Origin of the sequence: Streptomyces sp. x-80 (assembly GCF_046549095.1) — a bacterium.
Classification (GTDB): Bacteria; Actinomycetota; Actinomycetes; order Streptomycetales; family Streptomycetaceae; genus Streptomyces; species Streptomyces celluloflavus.
On sequence record NZ_JAJPWM010000008.1, the window covers coordinates 145,233 to 164,576 of the forward strand.

Here is a 19,344-nt window from a genome sequence, read left to right on the forward strand (position 1 = left end):
GGCACGGACGGCCCGGGGGCGCGGACCGGGCGGAAGGGACGGGCCGCGGTGAGCGACAGCCACAACCTCCTCGCGGAGCAGCGGCGGGCCCTGATCCTCGATGAGGTCAGACGGCGCGGCGGGGTGCGGGTCAACGAACTGACCCGCAGGCTCAGCGTGTCGGACATGACGGTCCGTCGCGATCTGGACGCGCTGGCCCGCCAGGGCATGCTGGAGAAGGTGCACGGCGGCGCGGTGCCGGTGAGCGAACCGAGCGCGCACGAACCCGGTTTCGAGGCGAAGTCGGCGCTGGAGCTGAGCGCGAAGGAGGACATCGCCAGGGCCGCGGCCCGGATGGCACCGCCGGGCAGCGCCATCGCGCTGGCGGGCGGCACGACGGCGTTCGCGCTGGCGCAGCAGCTGCTGGAGGTGCCGGAGCTGACGGTGGTGACGAATTCGGTGCGGGTGGCCGATGTGTTCTACGGCGCCCAGCGGGACGCGGCGAGCAGCGGCGCGGACCCGCACCCGGGGGCCCCGACGGTGGTGCTGACGGGCGGGGTGCGCACCCCGTCGGACACCCTGGTGGGCCCGGTGGCGGACGCGGCGATCCGGTCGCTCCACTTCGATGTGCTCTTCCTCGGCGTGCACGGCATATCGGTGGAGGCCGGGCTGTCGACACCGAATCTGGCCGAGGCGGAGACCAACCGGCATTTCGTGCGGTCCGCGCGGCGGGTGGTGGTGGTCGCCGACCACACCAAGTGGGGCACGGTGGGCCTGAGTTCATTCGCCTCGCTGGACGAGGTGGATGTGCTGGTGACGGACGCGGGGCTGTCCGCCGGGGCGCGCGCGGAGATCGCGGAGCTGCCGCCGGAGCTGCTGGTGGCGGGCGAGCCGGCGGACGACACGGACAGCTGACGGACGGCCGGGGGCCGTGGCGTCGGCCGCCCACCGGCCCGGCGGCCGCCGGCACCAGCCACCGGGCGCGGACGGCGGACGGCGTGCCCCCGCACCGGGAGCACCGGACCGCCCGAGCGGGCGGGCCCCCGGGAGCGCGCGGGCGCGGCCGGTCAGTCCGACCAGGTGCCGGTGGTCAGGAAGGTGTCGATGGTGCGCCGATAGGGCGCGATGTCCAGCCCCTGGGCGGCCAGCCAGTCGTCGGAGTAGTACTTGTCGAGGTAGCGGTCGCCGGGGTCGCACAGCAGGGTGACGACGGAGCCCGTACGGCCCTCGGCGCGCATCTCCGCGACGATCTTCAGGGCGCTCCACAGCCCGGTGCCGGTCGAGCCGCCCGCCTTGCGGCCGATCGCCGTCTCCAGGGCGCGGACGGCGGCGACACTGGCCGCGTCCGGGACCTTCATCATCCGGTCGATCGCACCGGGCAGGAAGCTCGGCTCCATCCGGGGCCGCCCGATGCCCTCGATACGCGAGGCCGTGGCGCAGTCGGTCCCGGGGTCGCCGGTGACCCAGCCGTGGAAGAAACAGGAGTTCTCCGGGTCGGGGACACAGACGCGGGTGTCGTACTGCATGTAGTGGATGTAACGGGCGATGGTCGCCGAGGTGCCGCCGGTGCCCGCGGTGGCCACGATCCAGGCGGGTTCGGGGTGCCGCTCCAGCCGCAGCTGGTGGTAGATCGACTCGGCGATGTTGTTGTTGCCGCGCCAGTCCGTCGCCCGTTCGGCATAGGTGAACTGGTCCATGTAGTGCCCGCCGGACTCGGCGGCGAGCCGGGCCGACACCTCGTAGACGGTCCGCGGGTCCTGGACGAGATGGCAGCTGCCGCCGTGGAACTCGATCAGCCGGGTCTTCTCCCGGCTGGTGGTGGCCGGCATCACCGCGATGAACGGGACGCCGACCAGCTTGGCGAAGTACGCCTCGGAGACGGCGGTGGAGCCACTGGAGGACTCGATGACCGGCTTGCCGGGGCGGATCCAGCCGTTGCACAGCCCGTAGAGGAAGAGCGAGCGGGCCAGCCGGTGCTTGAGGCTGCCGGTGGGGTGCGTCGACTCGTCCTTGAGATAGAGGTCGACGCCCCACTCCTCGGGCAGCGGGAAGCGCAGCAGATGGGTGTCGGCGGTGCGGTTGGCGTCCGCCTGGACCTTTCGGACGGCTTCTTTGAGCCAGCTCCGGTAGTCCGGATCCGTGCGGTCGACATCGATGGTGGGGATCGGGGCGCCGGCCGCGCCGTCCCGGTCCGGTCGGCCCTGCGACTGTTCTGCGGTGCTCACCGACGCGCTCCTCAAGGGGTTCCGGGGCCCGCGCGGAACACCGGGCCGATTCCGACTATAACCACCCACCGCACGCTTCTCACCTGCATAAACATCACTTTGAGAAGCCCCAAGGAGGCCCTGGGGCACGGCTGTTGCACGGGCCGCGGGCCCCGGGCCACTGGTGTGCCGGGCGGCACCCGGGCAGACTTTCCCCCACGGGCCGGCGGCGGTCGCCCGCCCGGTTCACCGAGGAGGTGACGGCCATGGCGGAGCCGGAGTTCAACATGACCGGCGTACGGATCGAACGGTGGCTGCGGTCCCTGACCCACGCCGGACAGGTGGTCATCCGCGACGGCAGGCTGGCGCTGCTGACCAGCTACGGCACGGAGATCGACAGCGCCCCGATCCAGACCGTGCAGGCCCACAAACCGCTGTTCGCGGCGCGGGACCGGGCGTTCGCCACGCTCAACGGACACCGCTATTCGCTCACCCTCGGCGCCCCGGAGCTCTTCCTGAAGGCGGTGCGGGCGGCGCGTCCGCCACACGCCTGAGGCTCCACCGCGGCCGAGGTGTGCGGTTGCGGGAGCGCACCGCCTGCCGGACCCTGGACACGTATCACTGAGGGTTCACCAGCGGTGACGTTGTGGCGCAGTCGGCATCGCTGGATCCGATCTTCGTCCCTGCCGTGTACGTGGGGGCGCCCGACCTCATCAGGGAGTCGCGGTCGTGATCAGGCAGCCCAGCAGGCACTGCTCGGTAGAGCTCCAGGCCCTTCCGGCCCGCATCGGACATGTGCGCAGAATCGTCTCCGCACAACTGCGGTACTGGCGTCTCGACGCCTTGATCGATCCGGCCTCGCTCGGGGTGACCGAGCTGCTCGCCAATGTCCACCGGCACGCCCGCCCCAGTAAGCAGTGCACGGTCGAACTGTACGTACTGCTCGACCAGTTGACGGTCTCGGTGCACGATCTCGATCCGCGGCTGCCACGGATCCGGGCCGCCGACACCTGGGAGACCAGCGGGCGCGGCCTGTCCCTGGTCGCGGCGCTCAGCGAGAGCTGGGGGGTGCGCCCGGACGGTTCCGGCAAGGTCGTCTGGTTCACCCTGCCGACCCTCGACCCCGCGCGCGAAGAGGTCCGCCCGGTGCCCGCGTGCTGGGACGCCATGCCGCTGGAGGCCGCCCGTGCGGCCGCCGGTGCACGCGCCCGGGAACGGGGCACGAAGGTCGGCTGAGCGCCACCGCGCGGATGCGCGCACGAGCGGGGGCCGTACGGGCGGACCGGCGGCGCTCACTCCTTGCCGCCCCCTTTCCCGGGCCACACGGGACCGGCGGGCCCTGGAGGACCGGCCGGCCCGGCGCCGAAGCGCTCCTCCAGGACGGCCAGCCGGCGCCGGTACTCCTCCTCGTCGATGTCACCGGCGGCGAAGCGACGGCCGAGTTCGGCGATCGGCGAGTTCGGGTCGGCGCCGTGCCACGGGCCGCCGAACGGCCGGCCGGGCCCGCCGTGCCGCCACCAGGCCGCGCGGCGCGCCAGGATCACCAGGAGGATCACCAGACACAGGATGACCAGCAACCAGAAGACGGGAACGAAGAGGATCCAGGGGCCGGGACCGCCGCCGGACCAGTAGTGCGCCAACACGACCATGGGACTCAGCTCCTCGCCGGTACGAGTGTCTGTGCTGTCACTACCCAGCCTGCTCCTCCCCGGGCCGCCGTACCGCCCGGCCAGGGACCGGGCGGGGGCCGGACGAGCCCGGCCCCGCGCCGCGTCGGCGGCGGAGGCGCGGCCCGGACGTGGGCCCCGCCGCTCCGGCGGAGCTCACCCCGACGGCACCGGCCGGTTTCCGCCGTCGCTTCCGGCGCCGCTCGCGCACGGCTGCGGGCCGGCTCCCGTGGTCCGCCCGGCGAGCGCGGGAGGCTGCCGCCGGGGGCCGCGCGGTTCGTCCCGGTCCGGCGCCCTGGTGGCCGCCGGCCGCTGCCGAGGGCTCATCCCGCGCGTCAGATGACGCCGTAGCACGCGGCCGAGGGGGCCGTCGACGGTGCGGTAGACGACGGCCGCGAGCAGCAGGGAGAAGACGATGGCCACCGCCATCGACGGCAGGACGCCGAGCGCGGGGACCTTCTGGAGCAGCCCCTTGGCGACGGGTATGCCGATGCTCTGGTGCACCAGGTAGAAGGGGTAGGTGAGCGCACCGGCGGTCACGAGCCAGCGCCACCGCAGCCGGGCGAGCGGGCCGGATCCGGCGAGCGCGAGGACGACGAAGAAGAAGGTCAGCACCGCGGCACAGGCGGCCCAGGAGAGCGCGCCCCCGTCAGCGGGCCGCACGGTGTGGCCGGCCACCCGGGCGTTGAGCACCGTGAGTTCGTAGCACCAGGCGATTCCGGCCAGCAGCCACAGCACGAGGTTCTGGCCGAACCGGTGCATCAGGTAGAGCGCGATTCCGGTGATGAAGAGGCCCGCGTACTGGCTGATGAAGATCTCGTCGAGTACGGCCGAGTGGAGTTCACGGGTGACGATCGCGAGGGTGAGCCAGGTCCCGCAGAAGGCGATCATGCGGCGATAGGTCAGCCCGAAGAAGAGCATGACCGCCATCAGCAGGTAGAAGCGGGCCTCCACCCACAGCGTCCAGGCGACTCCGTCGATCAGGTCGAGCCCCAGCGGCCCCGGGACCATCGTCAGGTTCCCCAGGACCGTCCGGAGGTCGATCGGCGTGGCGGCCTGAAGATGGGCGAGCCGCGCGGTCAGGACCAGGGCTATGACCAGCAGTACGGCGCACCAGTACGCCGGGAACAGCCGGGAGACGCGGGAGACGACGAACTGCACGGGGGACCGCCCCCAGCAGCTCATGCAGATGACGAACCCGCTGATCATGAAGAAGAACTCCACGCCCAGCCAGCCGTAGCGGCTGATCTCGTGCAACGCGGGAGCGAACTGCTTCGGGTCGTAGCTGCCCCAGAAGTGCGGGGTCGTCGTGCCCACGTAGTGGTAGGCGGCCACCGCGAGGGCGGCCACGAGGCGCAGCCCGTCGATGGCGGCCAGCCGCGTCCCCGTGGCCGGCCCGCCCGGTGTCCGCGCACCTCCCCGGCCCGCCGGAACCTCGCCGGGACAGGGTTCCTGCCGGATGGCAGGCGTCGAACCGCTTTTGGGCACGCTGGGTCCTCCAGAGCAGGTGGCGAGGGCCGCCGAGCACGGACCCGCTGACTATAGCCAGCATGTATACACGCGGCGAATAGAGGGGTGGCGTGCCGGGCCCGCCCGCCGGGCCGACCGGTGCCGCGGGACGGGCGCCCGACACTCCGGAACCGGTTGTTCACGCGGCCGTCCACCGCGCGCGCACGCGCGTACCGTGGCCGTAGCCGAGGGAGGTACCACATGAGCGACGTCGCGGCCGCGACGTGGACGACATACGTCGGCGGCCGGCCGGTCAAGGTCCCGGCGACCATAGAGGGCATCCGCGCCACCCTCGACGAGGGCGATACCGAGGCGTACGACGCCGAGGTCCTGCGGACCCCGGCCCAGGACCTGCACCGCGTGCTCGCCCGCTGGGCGCTGCCCGCCGAGGCCGAGGACGAGGACGACACGGTCGTCGCCCGGCTGCGGGCCGGCGACTTCTCCGGCTGCGTCCCCCAGGAGGGGGACGAGCGCCGCACGGGGGTGGCGTGAGCCGCTACCGCATCCAGTACGCGGACCAGGCCGCGGCGTCCTGGAAGGCGATGACGCCGGACACCGGCACCGCGTTCGAGCGGGCCATGGGCAAGAGCCTGGGCCTCGACCCGTACGGCCACGGCTCCACACAGCTCCAGGACGACCGCGACTACCGCGAGGCGACCGTGGCCGGGGCGTTCGTCGTCTACTACGTCAGTTCGGCGGTGCTGGTCGTCACCGCGGTCCGCATCGTCCACTGACCAGGCGAGCGCTCACCGTGTGAGCACGGGCCGGGCGATCGTCGATCGCGCGGAAGAGCGGGCCCCGGAATTCGCCGTCCCCGCCGGACGGGGGTTCGCCTTGTCGTCCGGGGCACTTGCGGCGCATCGGGCGGACCGCGCGCCGGGGCGGTCCGGCCACGGTCACGCGGCCGGTGCCCGGGACCCACCACGCCGCGTCCGCCCTCCGCCCGATTCTGTAACTACTGGTATGTACAGTGGCGGCATGAACACTCGGGAACGGCTGGTGAAGAGCGCCCAGGAACTCCTGTGGGAGCGCGGCTACGTCGGCACCAGCCCCAAGGCGATCCTGGAGCGCGCGGGCGTCGGCCAGGGCAGCATGTACCACCACTTCGCGGGCAAGTCCGCGCTCGCGCTGGCGGCGATCCGGCGCACCGCGGAGGGCATGCGGGAGTCCGCGGAGGAATGCCTGTCCGGACCGGGAACGGCGTACGACCGGGTCGCGGCCTATCTGCTGCGGGAACGGCGGGTGCTGCGCGGCTGCCCGATCGGCCGGATGACGCAGGACCGCGATGTGGTGCACAGCGCCGAGCTGCGGCAGCCGCTGGACGAGATGTTCGGCTGGCTCCGGGGCCGGATCGCGGAGGTGCTCGCCGAGGGACAGCGGCGCGGCGAGCTGGCCGCCGCCCTGGATCCGGCGGCCACCGCGGCAGCCGTCGCGGCCGTCGTCCAGGGCGGCTATGTGCTCGCCCGCGCGGCCGACGACCCGGCACCGTTCGACGCCGCGGTACACGGCGTGCTCGCCCTGCTCACCGCCCAGGTCACACCGGCCCCGGACGGCACACCGGACACACCCGCCGCCGGCTGACCGCCGCCCCACCCCCGCCTCGGCTCCCCAGCGCCCGTACAGGAGGTCCGCCCCGTGGCCGCGGCCGGGCCCCTGGCGCGCGACCCGCGCCGACAGCACCACACCTCTCCCCCACCACCCGGAGCCGACCATGCACGCCATGCAGTACGCGATCACTCTGCCCGCCGACTACGACATGCGGATCATCCGGGACCGGGTCCGGTCCAAGGGGCATCTCCTGGACGACTTCGAGGGGCTCGGTCTCAAGGCGTACGGAATCCGCGAGCGCGGGACCGACGGGTCGGCCGTCAACCAGTACGCGCCGTTCTATCTCTGGGCCGATCCGCGGGCCATGAACCGCTTCCTGACCGGGGACGGCTTCCGCGGGGTGAGCCGCGACTTCGGACGGCCGGCCGTCCAGCACTGGCAAGGACTCTTCCACCGCCCGGGGCCGGCCGCCGCCACCCTCCCGCGGGCCTTCTCCCGCCGGACCGAGGCCGTCCCCGAGAGCGCCGATCCGGCGGCCGTCATCGCGCACGCGCTGGCCGGGCACGAGGAGCTGGCCGCCACGGACGGCGTGCACACGACCGCGCTGGCCCTCGACCCCCGGCACTGGGAACTGGTCCACTTCACCCTCTGGGCGGACGCCGTCCCCGAGTCCGCGGGCGACCGCTATCAGGTGCTGCATCTGTCCGCGCCGGGCACCGGCCGGCTGGGCACGGGACGGCAGTGGTGAGCCCGGCCCCCACAAAGCGGCCCGCCGCACCGGCCGCCCCCGACGCCACCCGCACCGTCCGCACCGTTCTGGGGGATATCGCCCCCGGCGACCTCGGCGTCTGCGATGCGCACGACCATCTGTTCCTGCGCAGCCCCCTGCTGCCGGGCCAGGAACTGGACGACCCCGCCCCGGCCGCCGCCGAACTGCGCGCCTTCCGGGCCGCGGGCGGCGCGGCGGTGATCCAGTGGACGCCGTACGGGATGGGACGCCACGCCGCCGAACTGCCGCGGCTGGCACGCGAGTCGGGAGTACGGATCGTCGCGGCGACCGGGCTGCACCAGGCCGCGCACTACGCTCCCGGGATCCTGGAGCGGCTGCCCGCGGATCTGGCCGGGCTGTTCGTCGCCGAGCTGACCGAGGGGATCGGCGGCACCGGCCCCCGGGCCGGGATGATCAAGGTCGCCGGGGGGTTCCACGGACTGGACCGGCACGCCCGGCGCACCCTCGCCGCGGCCGCCGAGGCGCAGCGCGCCACCGGGGCCGTCATCGGCGTCCACCTGGAGCTGGGTACCGGTGTGCCGGACGTCCTCGACCTGCTCTGCGGTGACCTGGAGGTGCCGCCCGGCCGGGTGATCCTGGGCCATCTCAACCGCTCGCCGGACCTCACCGCGCACCGGCTGGCCGCCGAGGCCGGTGCGTACCTGGCCTTCGACGGCCCCTCGCGCGCGCATCACGCGACCGACTGGCGGCTCCCCGACGCCCTGGCCGCGCTCGCCGACGCGGGGTACGGCGACCGGATCCTGCTCGGCGGGGACACCACGGCGGCCGGCGCCCGGTCGGTGAACGGCGGCCCGGGGATGCCGTATCTGCTGCACGGCCACCGGACGCGGCTCGCCCGCACCCTGGGCGAGGAACTGGTGACACGGTTCCTGACGGCCAATCCGGCCCGCGCCTTCGCCGCCGACTGGGGACCGCGGGCGGCCGGGATCTGAGGCGGCGTCGGGGAACGCGGCACCGCCCGCCTGCGGGGTGGCGGCTCCGTTACAGGGTGACGGCGATCCCCACATGCGGGCGCCTGCCCCGGCGCAGCAGCGCGCCCCCGGTGTCCAGCAGCCGGAACCGCAGCCCGTACTTGCCGGCCAGCGCCCTGCGTACCCGGTCGAGTTCGGCGCCGCCCGCCAGCAGCCGGGCGGTGCCCTCGGCGGTCGGCGCCCCCTCGGCGATCGCGCCGCGCACATCGCACGGGGTGACCGTCACCCGCGTGTCGTTGCGCAACCGCTTGACCTTCCCGCTGTCGTCCCGCGTCCACACCAGGAGTTCCGCCCCGACGGCCACCGCCCATACGGGGGTGGCCACCGGGGTGCCGTCCCTGCGGTGCGTGACAAGGCTGAGGTAGGGGCTGCGGGCGATCGCTTCGGGAATCATGAGGCGCAGCCTAGGTGCCGTGACCGGCAAGGTTCGCCCCGTGCGGAGCACCGCCCGGTGCGTGCGATCGCAGGGCGGCCGGAAGTCCTTGCAGCGGAGCTATCAGGACTTCCGGCCAATGCGGCGAGCGTGCGTGCTGGACGGCGCGGCGGCGCGGCGGCGCGGCACAGCTTGCCAGGAGGCGTACTAGCGGTCCAGGACCGCCAGCGGATCGTCCAGGACCGGCTGCCAGGCCAGCTCCGCCGCGCCGACCAGGCTGTTGTGGTCGAGACTGCACGGCAGGATCGGCACACCGCCGCTGCGGCCCCACAGGCTGCGGTCGGCGACCACCGCCCGCAGCCGCTCGGGGTCGGTCTCCAGGAGGGTGCGGTGGAGCCCGCCGAGGATGATGCGGTCGGGGTTGAGGATGTTGACGAGCCCGGCGATGCCCAGCCCGAGCCGGTCGATGAGGAGGTCGGCGGCGGCGCGTACGGCCGGGTCGGCGTACTCGTACCGGAGCAGGTCGGCGGCCTGCTGGAGGAGGGAGACCTCGGGGCCGGGTGCGCGGCCGGCCGCGCCCAGGAAGGCGAGCGGGTCCGCCTCGACGTCCAGGCAGCCGCGGCTGCCGCAGTGGCAGGGCGCGCCGTCGGGCTTGACGGTCAGATGGCCGACCTCCAGCGCCAGGCCCGAACTACCGCTGTGCAGACGGCCGTCGAGCACCAGCGCCCCGCCGACACCGCGGTGGCCGGAGGCGACACAGAGCAGGTCGCGGGCGCCCCGGCCGGCGCCGTGCCGGTGTTCGGCCAGCGCCATCAGGTTGACGTCGTTTCCCGTGAAACCGATCGCGTCGGTGACGCCGGGGATGCCGGCGTCGGCGAGGGCGCGCAGGAAGAGTGCACGCACCGGGGCGCCCGAAGGCCAGGCCAGGTGCAGCGGGTTGAGGGCCTCGCCGTCCGGTTCCGCAACGGCGGACGGCACCGCGAGGCCCGCGCCGAGGCAGCGCAGACCGCTCTCGCGCAGCAGGCCGGAGCCGGCCGCGACGGCGTCGGCGAGGACATGGGCGGGGTCCTCGGAGATGGTGCCGCAGCCGGTCGCGGTCGCCGCGATACGGCCGCCGAGGCCGACCAGGGCGACGCGATAGCCGTCGGCGTGGATCTGCACGGCGAGCACCACGGGGCCGCTCTCGTCGATGAACAGCCGGTGGGAGGGGCGTCCTTGGGAGCCGGCGGAGGCGGTCGGCCGGGAGTCGACGGTGATCAGGCCGAGGGCTTCGAGCTCGGCGGCCACCGCGCCCGCGGTCGCGCGGGTCACGCCGAGTTCGGAGGTCAGGACCGCGCGGGTGGGCGCGCGTCCGGTGTGTACGAGCTCCAGTGCGGGTCCGAGGGCGCCGCGGCCCCGCTCCAGCCTGGTTGTCCGAGTCTGGGTCACGCCTCTATTCTGGCTTTGTGCCGACGCTAAACAAAATACGGACGGCCCTTACCGCGACCCTCTCGGGGATCCGGCCCCAGGATTCCACCGACCCGCGGCTGGTCCGGCTCCGCATCGCCCTCACCGCGTTCTTCGCCCTGGACGGCTTCATCTTCGCCGGCTGGGTCGTCCGTATCCCCGCGATCAAGGCGCAGACCGGCGCCGGGGCGGGCGCGCTGGGGCTCGCGCTGCTCGGTGTCTCGGCCGGTGCGGTCGCCTTCATGACGCTCACCGGAAAACTCTGCCGCCGGTTCGGCAGCCATGCGGTGACGGTCGTCTCCGCCCTCGCCCTCTCCCTGAGCATCGTGCTGCCGCCACTCACCCGTTCGGCGACCGCGCTGGGCCTGGTCCTGCTGGTCTTCGGTGCCGCCTACGGTTCGCTCAACGTCGCCATGAACAGCGCCGCCGTCGATCTGATCGGCGCGCTGCGGCGCCCGGTGATGCCGAGTTTCCATGCCGCTTTCAGCCTCGGCGGGATGCTGGGCGCGGGGCTCGGCGGGCTGCTCGCCGGCGGCCTGTCCCCCACCGTCCATCTGCTGCTGCTCGCCGCGGGCGGCCTGCTGGTGACGGCCGTCGCGGGCCGGGCGCTGCGGACGCGTCCGGCGGCCCCGGGGCGGCGGTCCGTGCCCGACGGCCGCACTCCGACGGAGCGGAACGGGCAGCGGGCGGGCCACCCGCGCCGTGTCGTCCTCGTCTTCGGGCTGATCGCCCTGTGCACCGCGTACGGCGAGGGGGCGATGGCCGACTGGGGCGCCCTGCACCTCGCGCAGGACCTGGGCGCGGGTCCCGGCGTGGCCGCGGCCGGGTACACGGTGTTCGCGCTGGCGATGACCGCCGCACGGCTGTCGGGGACGGCGGTGGTGCAGCGCTTCGGAGCGGCCCGCACCCTGGTCGCGGGCGGTACGACGGCCGCCGCCGGGATGCTGCTGGGCGCGCTGGCGCCCACGGCGTGGGCGGCCTGTCTGGGCTTCGCGGTCGCCGGTCTGGGGCTGGCCAACATCTTTCCCCTCGCCATCGCGCGGGCCGGCGAGTCCGGCGGCTCGGGCGGCGTCGCCGCGGCCTCCACCGTCGGCTACGGCGGCATGCTGCTCGGCCCGCCCGCCATCGGCTTCCTCGCCGAGGCGTACAGCCTGCCCGGGGCGCTGACGACGGTCGCCCTGCTCGCCGCCGTCGCGGCCGTCATCGCCCATGCGACCCGCGGGGCGCACCGCACCGAGCGGGCCTGAACCCCGGTGGGCGGCACGGCTGTTACGGCTGTTTTGGCTGTTGTGGCCGGCGTGTGCGTACGGCCGTACGTCCATATGTCCGCCCACCGGCCGGGCCGCGGACGGCGCCGGGCACCACTCGCGGCCGGCTGAGGGGGGCCCTGCGGCCACTGCCCTCCGAAGCACCCGCCGGTCCGTTGTCAGTGGTGGCTGGCACACTCGACGGCATGGACATCACCGAGCACCTCGAAAGACTGCGGCTGGACGGGGCGTTGCTGGCCGATGCCGCGGACGCGGCCGGTCCCGACGCCCGGGTTCCGGCCTGCCCGGAGTGGCAGGTGCGGGCTCTGGTCAGCCATATGGGACGGGTGCACCACTGGGCGGCGAAGTTCGTGACGGACCGCGCCGAACAGCCCGGCAGATTCCCCGCCGCGCCGGAGCTGGACGACAGCGAGCTGATCCCCTGGCTGCGGGAGGGGCATCGTCTCCTCGTGACGACGCTGACGGCGGCCCCGCCGGATCTGGCGGTCTGGACGTTCCTGCCCGCCCCGTCCCCGCTGGCCTTCTGGGCGCGACGACAGGCACACGAGACAGCGGTGCACCGCGTGGACGCCCAGCAGGCCGCCGGTACCACGCTGTCCCCCCTGCCGGCCGCGTTCGCCGCCGACGGTATCGACGAACTCCTGGCGGGCTTCCACTCCCTGGACCGCAGCTCCGTCCGGACGGACGTGCCCCGGACCCTGCGGGTGCGCGCGACGGACGTGGCCGGCGCGGACTGGACGGTGCACCTCTCCGCCGAACCGCCGCGCACAGTGCGTACCGCCGGCACGGCGGAGAGCGGCCCGGCACCCGAAGAGCCGGCGGACAGCACGGTCGAGGGCCCGGCCGAGGAGCTGTATCTCGCGCTGTGGAACCGCCTGCCGTGGGACGGCCTGACGGTCACCGGCGATCCGGCACCGGTCCGGCTGTGGCAGGAGAAGGCCGGCATCTGATCTCCCGGAAGCGGCGAACGCCCGGTGCCGGGACCCGGTCCCGGGTGTTCGCCGCCACGGGACCACCGACCGGCGGCCGACCCGGCACCGACCGGCGGCAGCGCGCGATCGTCGTACGGCTGCGGCCCGTTGACGGCCCTGTTCGCGAGGACGTCCACCGCCCGCACGCCCACCGCCCGCACGGCCACCGCCGGCCGGCCTCCCCGCGCCGCCCCAGGCACCCGACCGGCACCGCAGCACCACGACCAAGCCATCGAGCGCGACCAGACCGGCAGAACACCCGCCACAAGACCGACCCCAACGACGCCGAATCGTCGATCCGCCCCCGCAACAGCTCGCGTGCGTACCCGCGGCTCCCGCCGGGAGTCCGGCCGCCACCTGCACCGCACCCAACCGGAACACGCACCCGCGATCGGCCGACCGGTCACTCCCCCGTTCCCGTGTCCGGCATCCCGTCACCCGGTCCCCCACGGGATCGGCCGGATCGCACCAGGCCCGGCCGCGGGCCGCCGTTCACGGGGCGTCAGCCCAGCCGGCCGGGCCGCACCGGTCCCGACTCGCGGGCCGGCACGACCAGTTGGGCGCGGTCGCGGCGCCCGGCTCACCATCGTGCGGCTGACATGCGTCTTGGCGGTCAGCGGGCTGACGACCAGTCGGCGGGCGATCTCCTCGTGGGAGAGGCCGATGCCGAAGGCAGGGCGTGCGCGTACCCGTCGAGCCGGACGCGGTCCGGCTGAAACCTCGTGGCGAAACGGGACCGGCCATCACGAAGACCGTCAGCGCGAGCGTCGACGGCCAGGGCAGGCGGGCCCGGCTCCGCGGTTCCCCGCCGGCCGCCGTCAGCCATCGCTCCCGGACCGTGCCGAGGCGGTGCCGCGTCCTCGGCGGCGCTCCGTTCTCCATGCCCGTAACGCCGGACGGCACCGGACCCGCGCGGCGTCCGCCCACCCGGTGACCGGCCGGACTCCCGACGGAGCAGCCGTCGGCCGGGCGACGGCCGTGGCGGGCGGCACTGCGGGGAGTCCGGGGCGCGACACGGTCGGCGTGCTCGGGTAATGTTTCCGCTTCCAGCAGTGGACATATCAAGGAGGTGAGACCCATTACCGCTGTATCAGGTCGGGTGCTCCCTCCTCCTCACGGCCGTGCGGTCCCTCTGGCGTAGGTGACCGCGGGAGCACCCTCAGGTATCCCGAAGGGCTCCCATGTCAGCGTCACCCACCCCGTCACGTCCGTCGCCCCCGTCTTCGCTCGCCCCGTCCGCCGTCGTCACCAGGCTCCGGGCCGCCGGCTGTGTCTTCGCCGAGGACGAGGCGGAGTTGCTCATCGCCACGGCACGTACGCCCGCCGGTCTCGCCGCCATGGTGGACCGGCGGGTCACCGGCCTGCCCCTGGAACACGTTCTGGGCTGGGCGGAGTTCTGCGAGCTGCGGATAGCCGTGGACCCCGGGGTCTTCGTCCCCCGCCGCCGCACCGAGTTCCTGGTCCGCCGGGCCGCCGCCCTCGCCCGGCCCGGCACGGTGGTCGTCGATCTGTGCTGCGGCTCGGGCGCGGTGGGCGCCGCACTGGCCGCGGCGCTGGACGGAATCGAGCTGTACGCGGCCGATATCGACCCCGCCGCGGTGCGGTGCGCCCGCCGGAACATCACCTCCGCCGGCGGCCGGGCGTACGCAGGCGATCTCTTCGAGCCGCTGCCCGCCACGCTGCGGGGCCGGGTCGGCGTCCTGGCCGCCAATGTGCCCTACGTACCGTCCGGCGCGGTCGGGCTGCTGCCCCCGGAGGCCCGCGACCACGAGCCGCTGATGGCACTGGACGGCGGCGCGGACGGGCTCGCCGTGATGCGGCGGGTGGCCGCCGCGGCGCCGCGCTGGCTCGCGCCGGGCGGCCATCTGCTGGTCGAGACGAGCGAGCGCCAGGCGCCGCCGGCCGCCGAAGTCTTCGCCCGCAGCGGGCTGGTTCCCCAGGTCACCCACAGCGAGGAACACGACGCCACCGTCGTCATCGGCACCGCACCGGGCGGGGTGCATACGACACCCGGCGGCGGCATGGGACGCGAGGGGGGAGGCCACGGAGGCGAAGGAGGCCACGGAGGCCAACGGCGCATACGCCACTGAGGCGCGGCGGGCGGCGGGCGGCCGGTCCGCGGAGTCCGTCGGCCCGCCGGTCGCGTACGCGGCGCGGGCCACACCGACCGGTGTCCGGCCGACCCGGGCGACGGGCTCCGCGGCGGCACGGGGGCGTGTCAGCGGTAGCCGTGGCCGTATCGGTAGCCGTACGGATGGCAGTCAGGTGCGGCCGGTGCCTCGCCCCCGCCCGCACCTGGCACATCCGCGGCGGTGCGCCGCTTACGGGCGGCCACGAACGGCGCCCCGATCCCGGGATCCGGCCGCACCGCGCCGCCGCCCGCCGGAGCGGAGGCGGCCGGTCGTGGCCACCGGCCGCACTGTCGGGGCACCGCCTCACGGCCGGTCGAGCCCCTCCAGCACGCGCCGCGCCATCGGGTGGGTGCGGACCAGCTCGCCCAGCGTCGTCGTACCGCGGGTGATCTTCGCGAAGGCGTGCCAGGCCGGGCGGAGGCCCGTGACCGCGGCGTGCATCATGCCGGGTCGCCGGGAGAAGAGGGCGAGCATCCGCCGCCCCACGCTCATCTCCACACCGAGCCCCGCCTTGATCGCGAAGGCGTAGTTCAGGGCCTGCCGGCGGGCGTCCACGGCGTCGTGCGCCTCACTGACGCGTACCGCCCACTCCCCCGCGAGCCGCCCCGACCGCAGCGCGAAGGAGATGCCCTCCCGGGTCCACGGCTCCAGCAGCCCGGCCGCGTCACCGCAGACCAGCACCCGGCCGCGGGAGAGCGGCGAGTCGTCGGCGCGGCAGCGCGTCAGATGCCCGGACGAGATGCTCGGCTCGAAGCCCGCGAGCCCCAGCCGCCCGATGAAGTCCTCCAGATAGCGCTTGGTCGCCGCGCCCTCACCGCGCGCGGAGATCACGCCGACGGTGAGGGTGTCCCCCTTGGGGAAGACCCAGCCGTAGCTGCCGGGGATCGGGCCCCAGTCGATGAGTGCCCGGCCCGCCCAGTCCTCGGCGACCGTCGCGGGCACCGGAATCTCCGCCTCCAGGCCGAGGTCGACCTGGTCGACCTTGACGCCGACATGCGCGCCTATCCGGCCCGCGCTGCCGTCCGCGCCGACCACGGCCCGCGCCAGCACCACCTCGCCGTCGCCCAGCACCACCGCGACGGTCCGCCGGTCCGGGACCGCGGCGCCGTGCTGCTCGACCCGTGCGACGGTGACGCCCGTACGGACCGTCGCGCCCGCGTCCTTGGCCGACTCGACCAGTCCGGCGTCGAACTCGGGGCGGTTGACCAGCCCGAAGAGCATGTTCTTGGAGCGGCGGGTGCGGGTCAGCCGGCCGTTCAGCGAGAACGTCACCGCGTGCACCCGGTCGCGCAGCGGCAGCTCGAAGCCGGGTGGCAGAGAGTCCCGCGAGGGGCCGATGATGCCGCCGCCGCAGGTCTTGTACCGCGGCAGGGCCGCCTTCTCCAGGAGCAGCACCCGGCGTCCCGTACAGGCCGCGGCGTGCGCGGCCGAGGCGCCCGCGGGTCCCGCGCCCACCACCACGACGTCCCACACCTGCTGGTTGTCCTCGGCTGCCTGCTCGCTGCTCACCTGTGCTGCTGCTCCCGTTCGATGCCTGGCTGGGCGTACCGCCCGCATCCTACGGGCCGCACTCGCGCGGATCGCCTGTGGGAAGATCGGGGGCACTCTTGCCCGTGTGTGCGGCCCGTCCGGCGGCATCCCGCCGGACGTTCCGTACGTACTCAACGCCGCGCCCACAAGGAGCGTTCCATGTCTGACAGCCCGCTCGCGCACACCGTCGCCGCGCTCCAGCCCCGCGCCCGGACCGAGCTGGCCGAGCTGGTGGCCTTCAAGTCGGTCGCCGACCCGGCCCAGTTCCCCCGGAGCGAATGCGATGCGGCGGCCGACTGGATCGCCGGCGCGCTGCGCGCGGAGGGCTTCCAGGACGTCGCCCTGCTGGACACGCCGGACGGCACCCGGTCGGTCTACGGTTTCCTGCCCGGTCCGGCCGGGGCCCCGACGGTGCTGCTCTACGCGCACTACGACGTGCAGCCCCCGCTGGACGAGGCCGCGTGGGTCTCCCCGCCGTTCGAGCTGACCGAGCGGGACGGCCGCTGGTACGGGCGCGGCGCCGCCGACTGCAAGGGCGGCCTGATCATGCATCTGACGGCGCTGCGCGCGCTCAAGGAGAACGGCGGCGTCCCGGTCGGCGTCAAGGTGATCGTGGAGGGTTCGGAGGAGCAGGGCACCGGCGGCCTGGAGCGGTACGCCGAGGCGCACCCCGAGCTGCTGACGGCCGACGCGATCGTCATCGGTGACACCGGCAACTTCCGGGTCGGGCTGCCGACGGTGACCGCGACCCTGCGCGGGATGACGCTGGTGCGGGTGCAGGTCGACGCGTTGGAGAGCAATCTGCACTCCGGCCAGTTCGGTGGCGCGGCGCCGGACGCGCTCGCGGCGCTGATCCGGATCCTGGACTCGCTGCGCGCCGAGGACGGTTCGACGACCGTGCGCGGGCTGGCCGCGGACGCGAGCTGGGAGGGGCTCCAGTACGCGGAGGAGGAGTTCCGCAAGGACGCCAAGGTGCTGGACGGTGTCGAGCTGATCGGCAGCGGTACGGTCGCGGACCGGCTCTGGGCGCGCCCCGCGGTCACCGTCCTCGGCATCGACTGCCCGCCGGTGATCGGCGCCACCCCGTCCGTCCAGGCGGGCGCGCGGGCGCTGGTGAGCCTGCGGGTGCCGCCGGGCACCGACGCCGCGGAGGCGACGAAGCTGCTCGTCGCGCATCTGGAGGGCGCCGCTCCGTGGGGTGTGCGGGTCGCGGTCGAGCAGATCGGCCAGGGGCAGCCGTTCCGTGCGGACACCAAGAGCCCGGCGTACGCGTCGATGGCGTCGGCGATGCGCGAGGCGTACGACGGCGAGGAGATGCAGACGTCCGGTATGGGCGGCTCGATCCCGCTGTGCAACACGCTGGCCGGGCTGTACCCGGACGCGGAGATCCTGCTGATCGGGCTGAGCGAGCCCGAGGCACAGATCCACGCCGTGAACGAGAGCGTCTCGCCGCAGGAGCTGGCGCGGCTCTCGCTCGCCGAGGCGCTGTTCCTCCAGCGGTACGCGGCGAGCCGGGGCTGACCCGCCAGGCCGCGCGTGCCCGGGGGCGCCGCGCACGGACCGCCGGCCGGCGGCCGGGGCGCGGCGCCTGCTGCTGCGCCCGGAGCCGGTTCAGCCGACCGGGACGCCCGCCTCCAGGTTGAGCGGGCAGCCCCGGGCGCGGGCGCGCAGCGCCCAGCGCAGCCGGTTCCAGCGCACCGGCGGCAGCAGCTTCTCGGCCTCCGCCTCGGTGACGAAGCGCCAGTCGCGCAACTCGGCGCCGGGCAGGAGCAGTTGACGGATCCGGTCGCCGGGCAGCGTGCCGCCGTCGAAGAGCAGCCGCAGTCCGCCGAAGCCGGGTGGTTTGGGCGCTTCCCAGTCCATCACCAGCAGCCGGGGGGTGCACGGCAGCTGGATGCCCAATTCCTCCGCGACCTCGCGCACGCCGGCCCGGGAGGGCGCTTCGCCGGGTTCGACGATGCCGCCGGGGAACTCCCAGCCCGGTTTGTAGGTCGGGTCGACGAGCAGCACCCGTTCCTCGTCGTCGAAGAGCAGCACACCGGCGGCGAGGGTCTCGGCGGTCGGCTCCGGGGTCTGCACGATGTCGCAGGAACCGGCGCCGGTCCGGACGGCCTCGGCGACCTGTTCCGCGGTCTGCCGGGGGGTCAGCCGGGTGGTGTCGACGACGTGTGCGTCGCCCGCCAGCCACTCCAGCGCGGTGGCGTACGCCCCCAGGTGCGCCAGCGACCAGGCGCGTGTCGAGGCGCCGGTCCCGGGGTCCGCCTGTTCCTCCTCCCGCCGCGATATCCGCGCGCGCAGGATCGTTTCCTCCGCATGTAGCAGGACATGCCGGACGGGTATCCGGCGGGCGGCGAGCGAGCCGAAGATCTCGTCGCGGTACTCCTGGCGGAGCAGCGTCATCGGCGTCACCAGAGGTCCGGGGACCTCGGTGAGGAGGGCCGCGGCGGTGTCCACGACCATCCGCCGCCAGGACGGCAGGTCCTGGTAGTCGTCGACGTCCTCCAGCCGCTTGGCCGGCAGCATCAGCCGCAGGCCGCCGCTGAGGAGTTCGGGGTCGTAGAGCGTGCTTCCGGGAAGCAGGTCGAGCAATTCATGAGCCGCTGTGGTCTTGCCCGCACCGAACGTGCCGTTCAGCCAGACGATCACGGTTACCCCTCTTCCCTAGACCCAGGTGAGTTGCCCGCAACACCCTGCCACGGAAACGCCCCGGACCACGGGTCGCGGGCATGACCGGGCGCCGCGCGCGTCCACCTACCGGCCAGGCCCCGGAGACCGCTCGATCCCCGTGTTCCGGCCGGTCGGGAATGCGCCACGGCGGGGGTTCCGGTCACCGCATCCCCCGCCGCGTAGCCCCCGGCATTCAAGCGCTCCCCAGCCCCTCCAGCCCCGAAACCCCCACCCGCGCACCGACCTCCGGGCCGCGGGCGGGCGGGGCCGGTGCGCATATGACGGCGGC

Annotated in this window: 19 protein-coding genes and 1 pseudogene; 12 read left to right on the top strand and 8 right to left on the bottom strand. The window is 74.3% G+C overall.

The features are described from left to right. Positions 1 to 48: 48 nt before the first annotated feature. A complete protein-coding gene (locus ACLJWH_RS17900) occupies positions 49 to 894 on the top strand; it encodes a DeoR/GlpR family DNA-binding transcription regulator (RefSeq protein ID WP_411142720.1) in 846 nt (281 codons plus the stop codon). 152 nt (positions 895 to 1,046) lie between these two features. On the opposite strand, the gene ACLJWH_RS17905 is transcribed toward ACLJWH_RS17900, so the two are convergent. After that, entirely contained in the window at positions 1,047 to 2,204 is a 1,158-nt protein-coding gene (locus ACLJWH_RS17905) for a PLP-dependent cysteine synthase family protein (protein WP_411142721.1), read from the bottom strand. A gap of 245 nt (positions 2,205 to 2,449) precedes the next feature. On the opposite strand from ACLJWH_RS17905, the gene ACLJWH_RS17910 reads away from it, so the two are divergent. Next, complete coding sequence (locus ACLJWH_RS17910; RefSeq protein ID WP_411142722.1) at positions 2,450 to 2,737, top strand: hypothetical protein; 288 nt, start codon at positions 2,450 to 2,452, stop codon at positions 2,735 to 2,737. A gap of 175 nt (positions 2,738 to 2,912) precedes the next feature. Then, entirely contained in the window at positions 2,913 to 3,419 is a 507-nt protein-coding gene (locus tag ACLJWH_RS17915) for an ATP-binding protein (RefSeq protein ID WP_411142723.1), read from the top strand. Positions 3,420 to 3,475: 56 nt separating this feature from the next. On the opposite strand, the gene ACLJWH_RS17920 is transcribed toward ACLJWH_RS17915, so the two are convergent. Next, positions 3,476 to 3,832, bottom strand: a complete 357-nt coding sequence (locus ACLJWH_RS17920) for an SHOCT domain-containing protein (protein WP_411142724.1) — start codon at positions 3,830 to 3,832, stop codon at positions 3,476 to 3,478. Between the two features lie 174 nt (positions 3,833 to 4,006). Then, a complete protein-coding gene (locus ACLJWH_RS17925; RefSeq protein ID WP_411142725.1) occupies positions 4,007 to 5,338 on the bottom strand; it encodes an acyltransferase family protein in 1,332 nt (443 codons plus the stop codon). 222 nt (positions 5,339 to 5,560) lie between these two features. Here ACLJWH_RS17925 and ACLJWH_RS17930 point away from each other — a divergent pair, with 222 nt between their 5' ends. The 5 genes from ACLJWH_RS17930 to ACLJWH_RS17950 all read left to right on the top strand — a co-directional run bounded on the left by ACLJWH_RS17930 (position 5,561) and on the right by ACLJWH_RS17950 (position 8,629). Continuing rightward, the gene (locus ACLJWH_RS17930) at positions 5,561 to 5,851 is read left to right on the top strand and encodes a hypothetical protein (RefSeq protein ID WP_411142726.1); all 291 of its coding nucleotides are present in this window, start codon (positions 5,561 to 5,563) and stop codon (positions 5,849 to 5,851) included. Beyond that, the gene (locus ACLJWH_RS17935; protein ID WP_411142727.1) at positions 5,848 to 6,093 is read left to right on the top strand and encodes a type II toxin-antitoxin system RelE family toxin; all 246 of its coding nucleotides are present in this window, start codon (positions 5,848 to 5,850) and stop codon (positions 6,091 to 6,093) included. Before ACLJWH_RS17930 ends, ACLJWH_RS17935 begins: the two co-directional genes overlap by 4 nt. A gap of 244 nt (positions 6,094 to 6,337) precedes the next feature. Next, on the top strand, positions 6,338 to 6,940 hold the full coding sequence (locus ACLJWH_RS17940) for a TetR/AcrR family transcriptional regulator (RefSeq protein WP_411142728.1): 603 nt from the start codon (positions 6,338 to 6,340) through the stop codon (positions 6,938 to 6,940). Between the two features lie 130 nt (positions 6,941 to 7,070). Further along, positions 7,071 to 7,655, top strand: coding sequence for a DUF4865 family protein (locus ACLJWH_RS17945; protein WP_411142729.1), 585 nt, complete (start codon positions 7,071 to 7,073; stop codon positions 7,653 to 7,655). Next, positions 7,652 to 8,629 (top strand): phosphotriesterase, encoded by a 978-nt coding sequence (locus tag ACLJWH_RS17950; RefSeq protein WP_411142730.1) that lies wholly within the window; start codon positions 7,652 to 7,654, stop codon positions 8,627 to 8,629. Before ACLJWH_RS17945 ends, ACLJWH_RS17950 begins: the two co-directional genes overlap by 4 nt. Before the next feature lie 49 nt (positions 8,630 to 8,678). Here the strand turns inward: ACLJWH_RS17950 and ACLJWH_RS17955 are convergent, their stop codons facing one another. Together ACLJWH_RS17955 and ACLJWH_RS17960 are read right to left on the bottom strand one after the other, a co-directional pair. Further along, positions 8,679 to 9,062 (bottom strand): PPOX class F420-dependent oxidoreductase, encoded by a 384-nt coding sequence (locus ACLJWH_RS17955; protein WP_411142731.1) that lies wholly within the window; start codon positions 9,060 to 9,062, stop codon positions 8,679 to 8,681. A 186-nt stretch (positions 9,063 to 9,248) separates the two neighbouring features. Continuing rightward, positions 9,249 to 10,469, bottom strand: coding sequence for an ROK family protein (locus tag ACLJWH_RS17960; protein WP_411142732.1), 1,221 nt, complete (start codon positions 10,467 to 10,469; stop codon positions 9,249 to 9,251). A gap of 17 nt (positions 10,470 to 10,486) precedes the next feature. On the opposite strand from ACLJWH_RS17960, the gene ACLJWH_RS17965 reads away from it, so the two are divergent. Both ACLJWH_RS17965 and ACLJWH_RS17970 read left to right on the top strand, forming a co-directional pair. Further along, a complete protein-coding gene (locus ACLJWH_RS17965) occupies positions 10,487 to 11,734 on the top strand; it encodes an MFS transporter (protein ID WP_411142733.1) in 1,248 nt (415 codons plus the stop codon). Between the two features lie 206 nt (positions 11,735 to 11,940). Then, the gene (locus ACLJWH_RS17970) at positions 11,941 to 12,705 is read left to right on the top strand and encodes a maleylpyruvate isomerase family mycothiol-dependent enzyme (protein WP_411142734.1); all 765 of its coding nucleotides are present in this window, start codon (positions 11,941 to 11,943) and stop codon (positions 12,703 to 12,705) included. A gap of 523 nt (positions 12,706 to 13,228) precedes the next feature. On the opposite strand, the pseudogene ACLJWH_RS17975 reads toward ACLJWH_RS17970, so the two are convergent. After that, positions 13,229 to 13,397, bottom strand: a pseudogene (locus tag ACLJWH_RS17975) (DNA-binding response regulator); the annotation flags it as partial. A 510-nt stretch (positions 13,398 to 13,907) separates the two neighbouring features. Here ACLJWH_RS17975 and ACLJWH_RS17980 point away from each other — a divergent pair. Next, positions 13,908 to 14,816 (top strand): putative protein N(5)-glutamine methyltransferase, encoded by a 909-nt coding sequence (locus ACLJWH_RS17980; RefSeq protein ID WP_411142735.1) that lies wholly within the window; start codon positions 13,908 to 13,910, stop codon positions 14,814 to 14,816. 345 nt (positions 14,817 to 15,161) lie between these two features. Here ACLJWH_RS17980 and ACLJWH_RS17985 read toward each other — a convergent pair whose 3' ends face one another. After that, positions 15,162 to 16,367: a geranylgeranyl reductase family protein gene (locus ACLJWH_RS17985; RefSeq protein ID WP_411142736.1), complete on the bottom strand. Its 1,206-nt coding sequence runs from the start codon at positions 16,365 to 16,367 to the stop codon at positions 15,162 to 15,164. 180 nt (positions 16,368 to 16,547) lie between these two features. Here ACLJWH_RS17985 and ACLJWH_RS17990 point away from each other — a divergent pair, with 180 nt between their 5' ends. Next, on the top strand, positions 16,548 to 17,909 hold the full coding sequence (locus ACLJWH_RS17990) for a dipeptidase (RefSeq protein ID WP_411142737.1): 1,362 nt from the start codon (positions 16,548 to 16,550) through the stop codon (positions 17,907 to 17,909). Between the two features lie 90 nt (positions 17,910 to 17,999). Here the strand turns inward: ACLJWH_RS17990 and ACLJWH_RS17995 are convergent, their stop codons facing one another. After that, entirely contained in the window at positions 18,000 to 19,034 is a 1,035-nt protein-coding gene (locus ACLJWH_RS17995) for an NUDIX domain-containing protein (RefSeq protein ID WP_411142738.1), read from the bottom strand. Between the last annotated feature and the right edge of the window lie 310 nt (positions 19,035 to 19,344).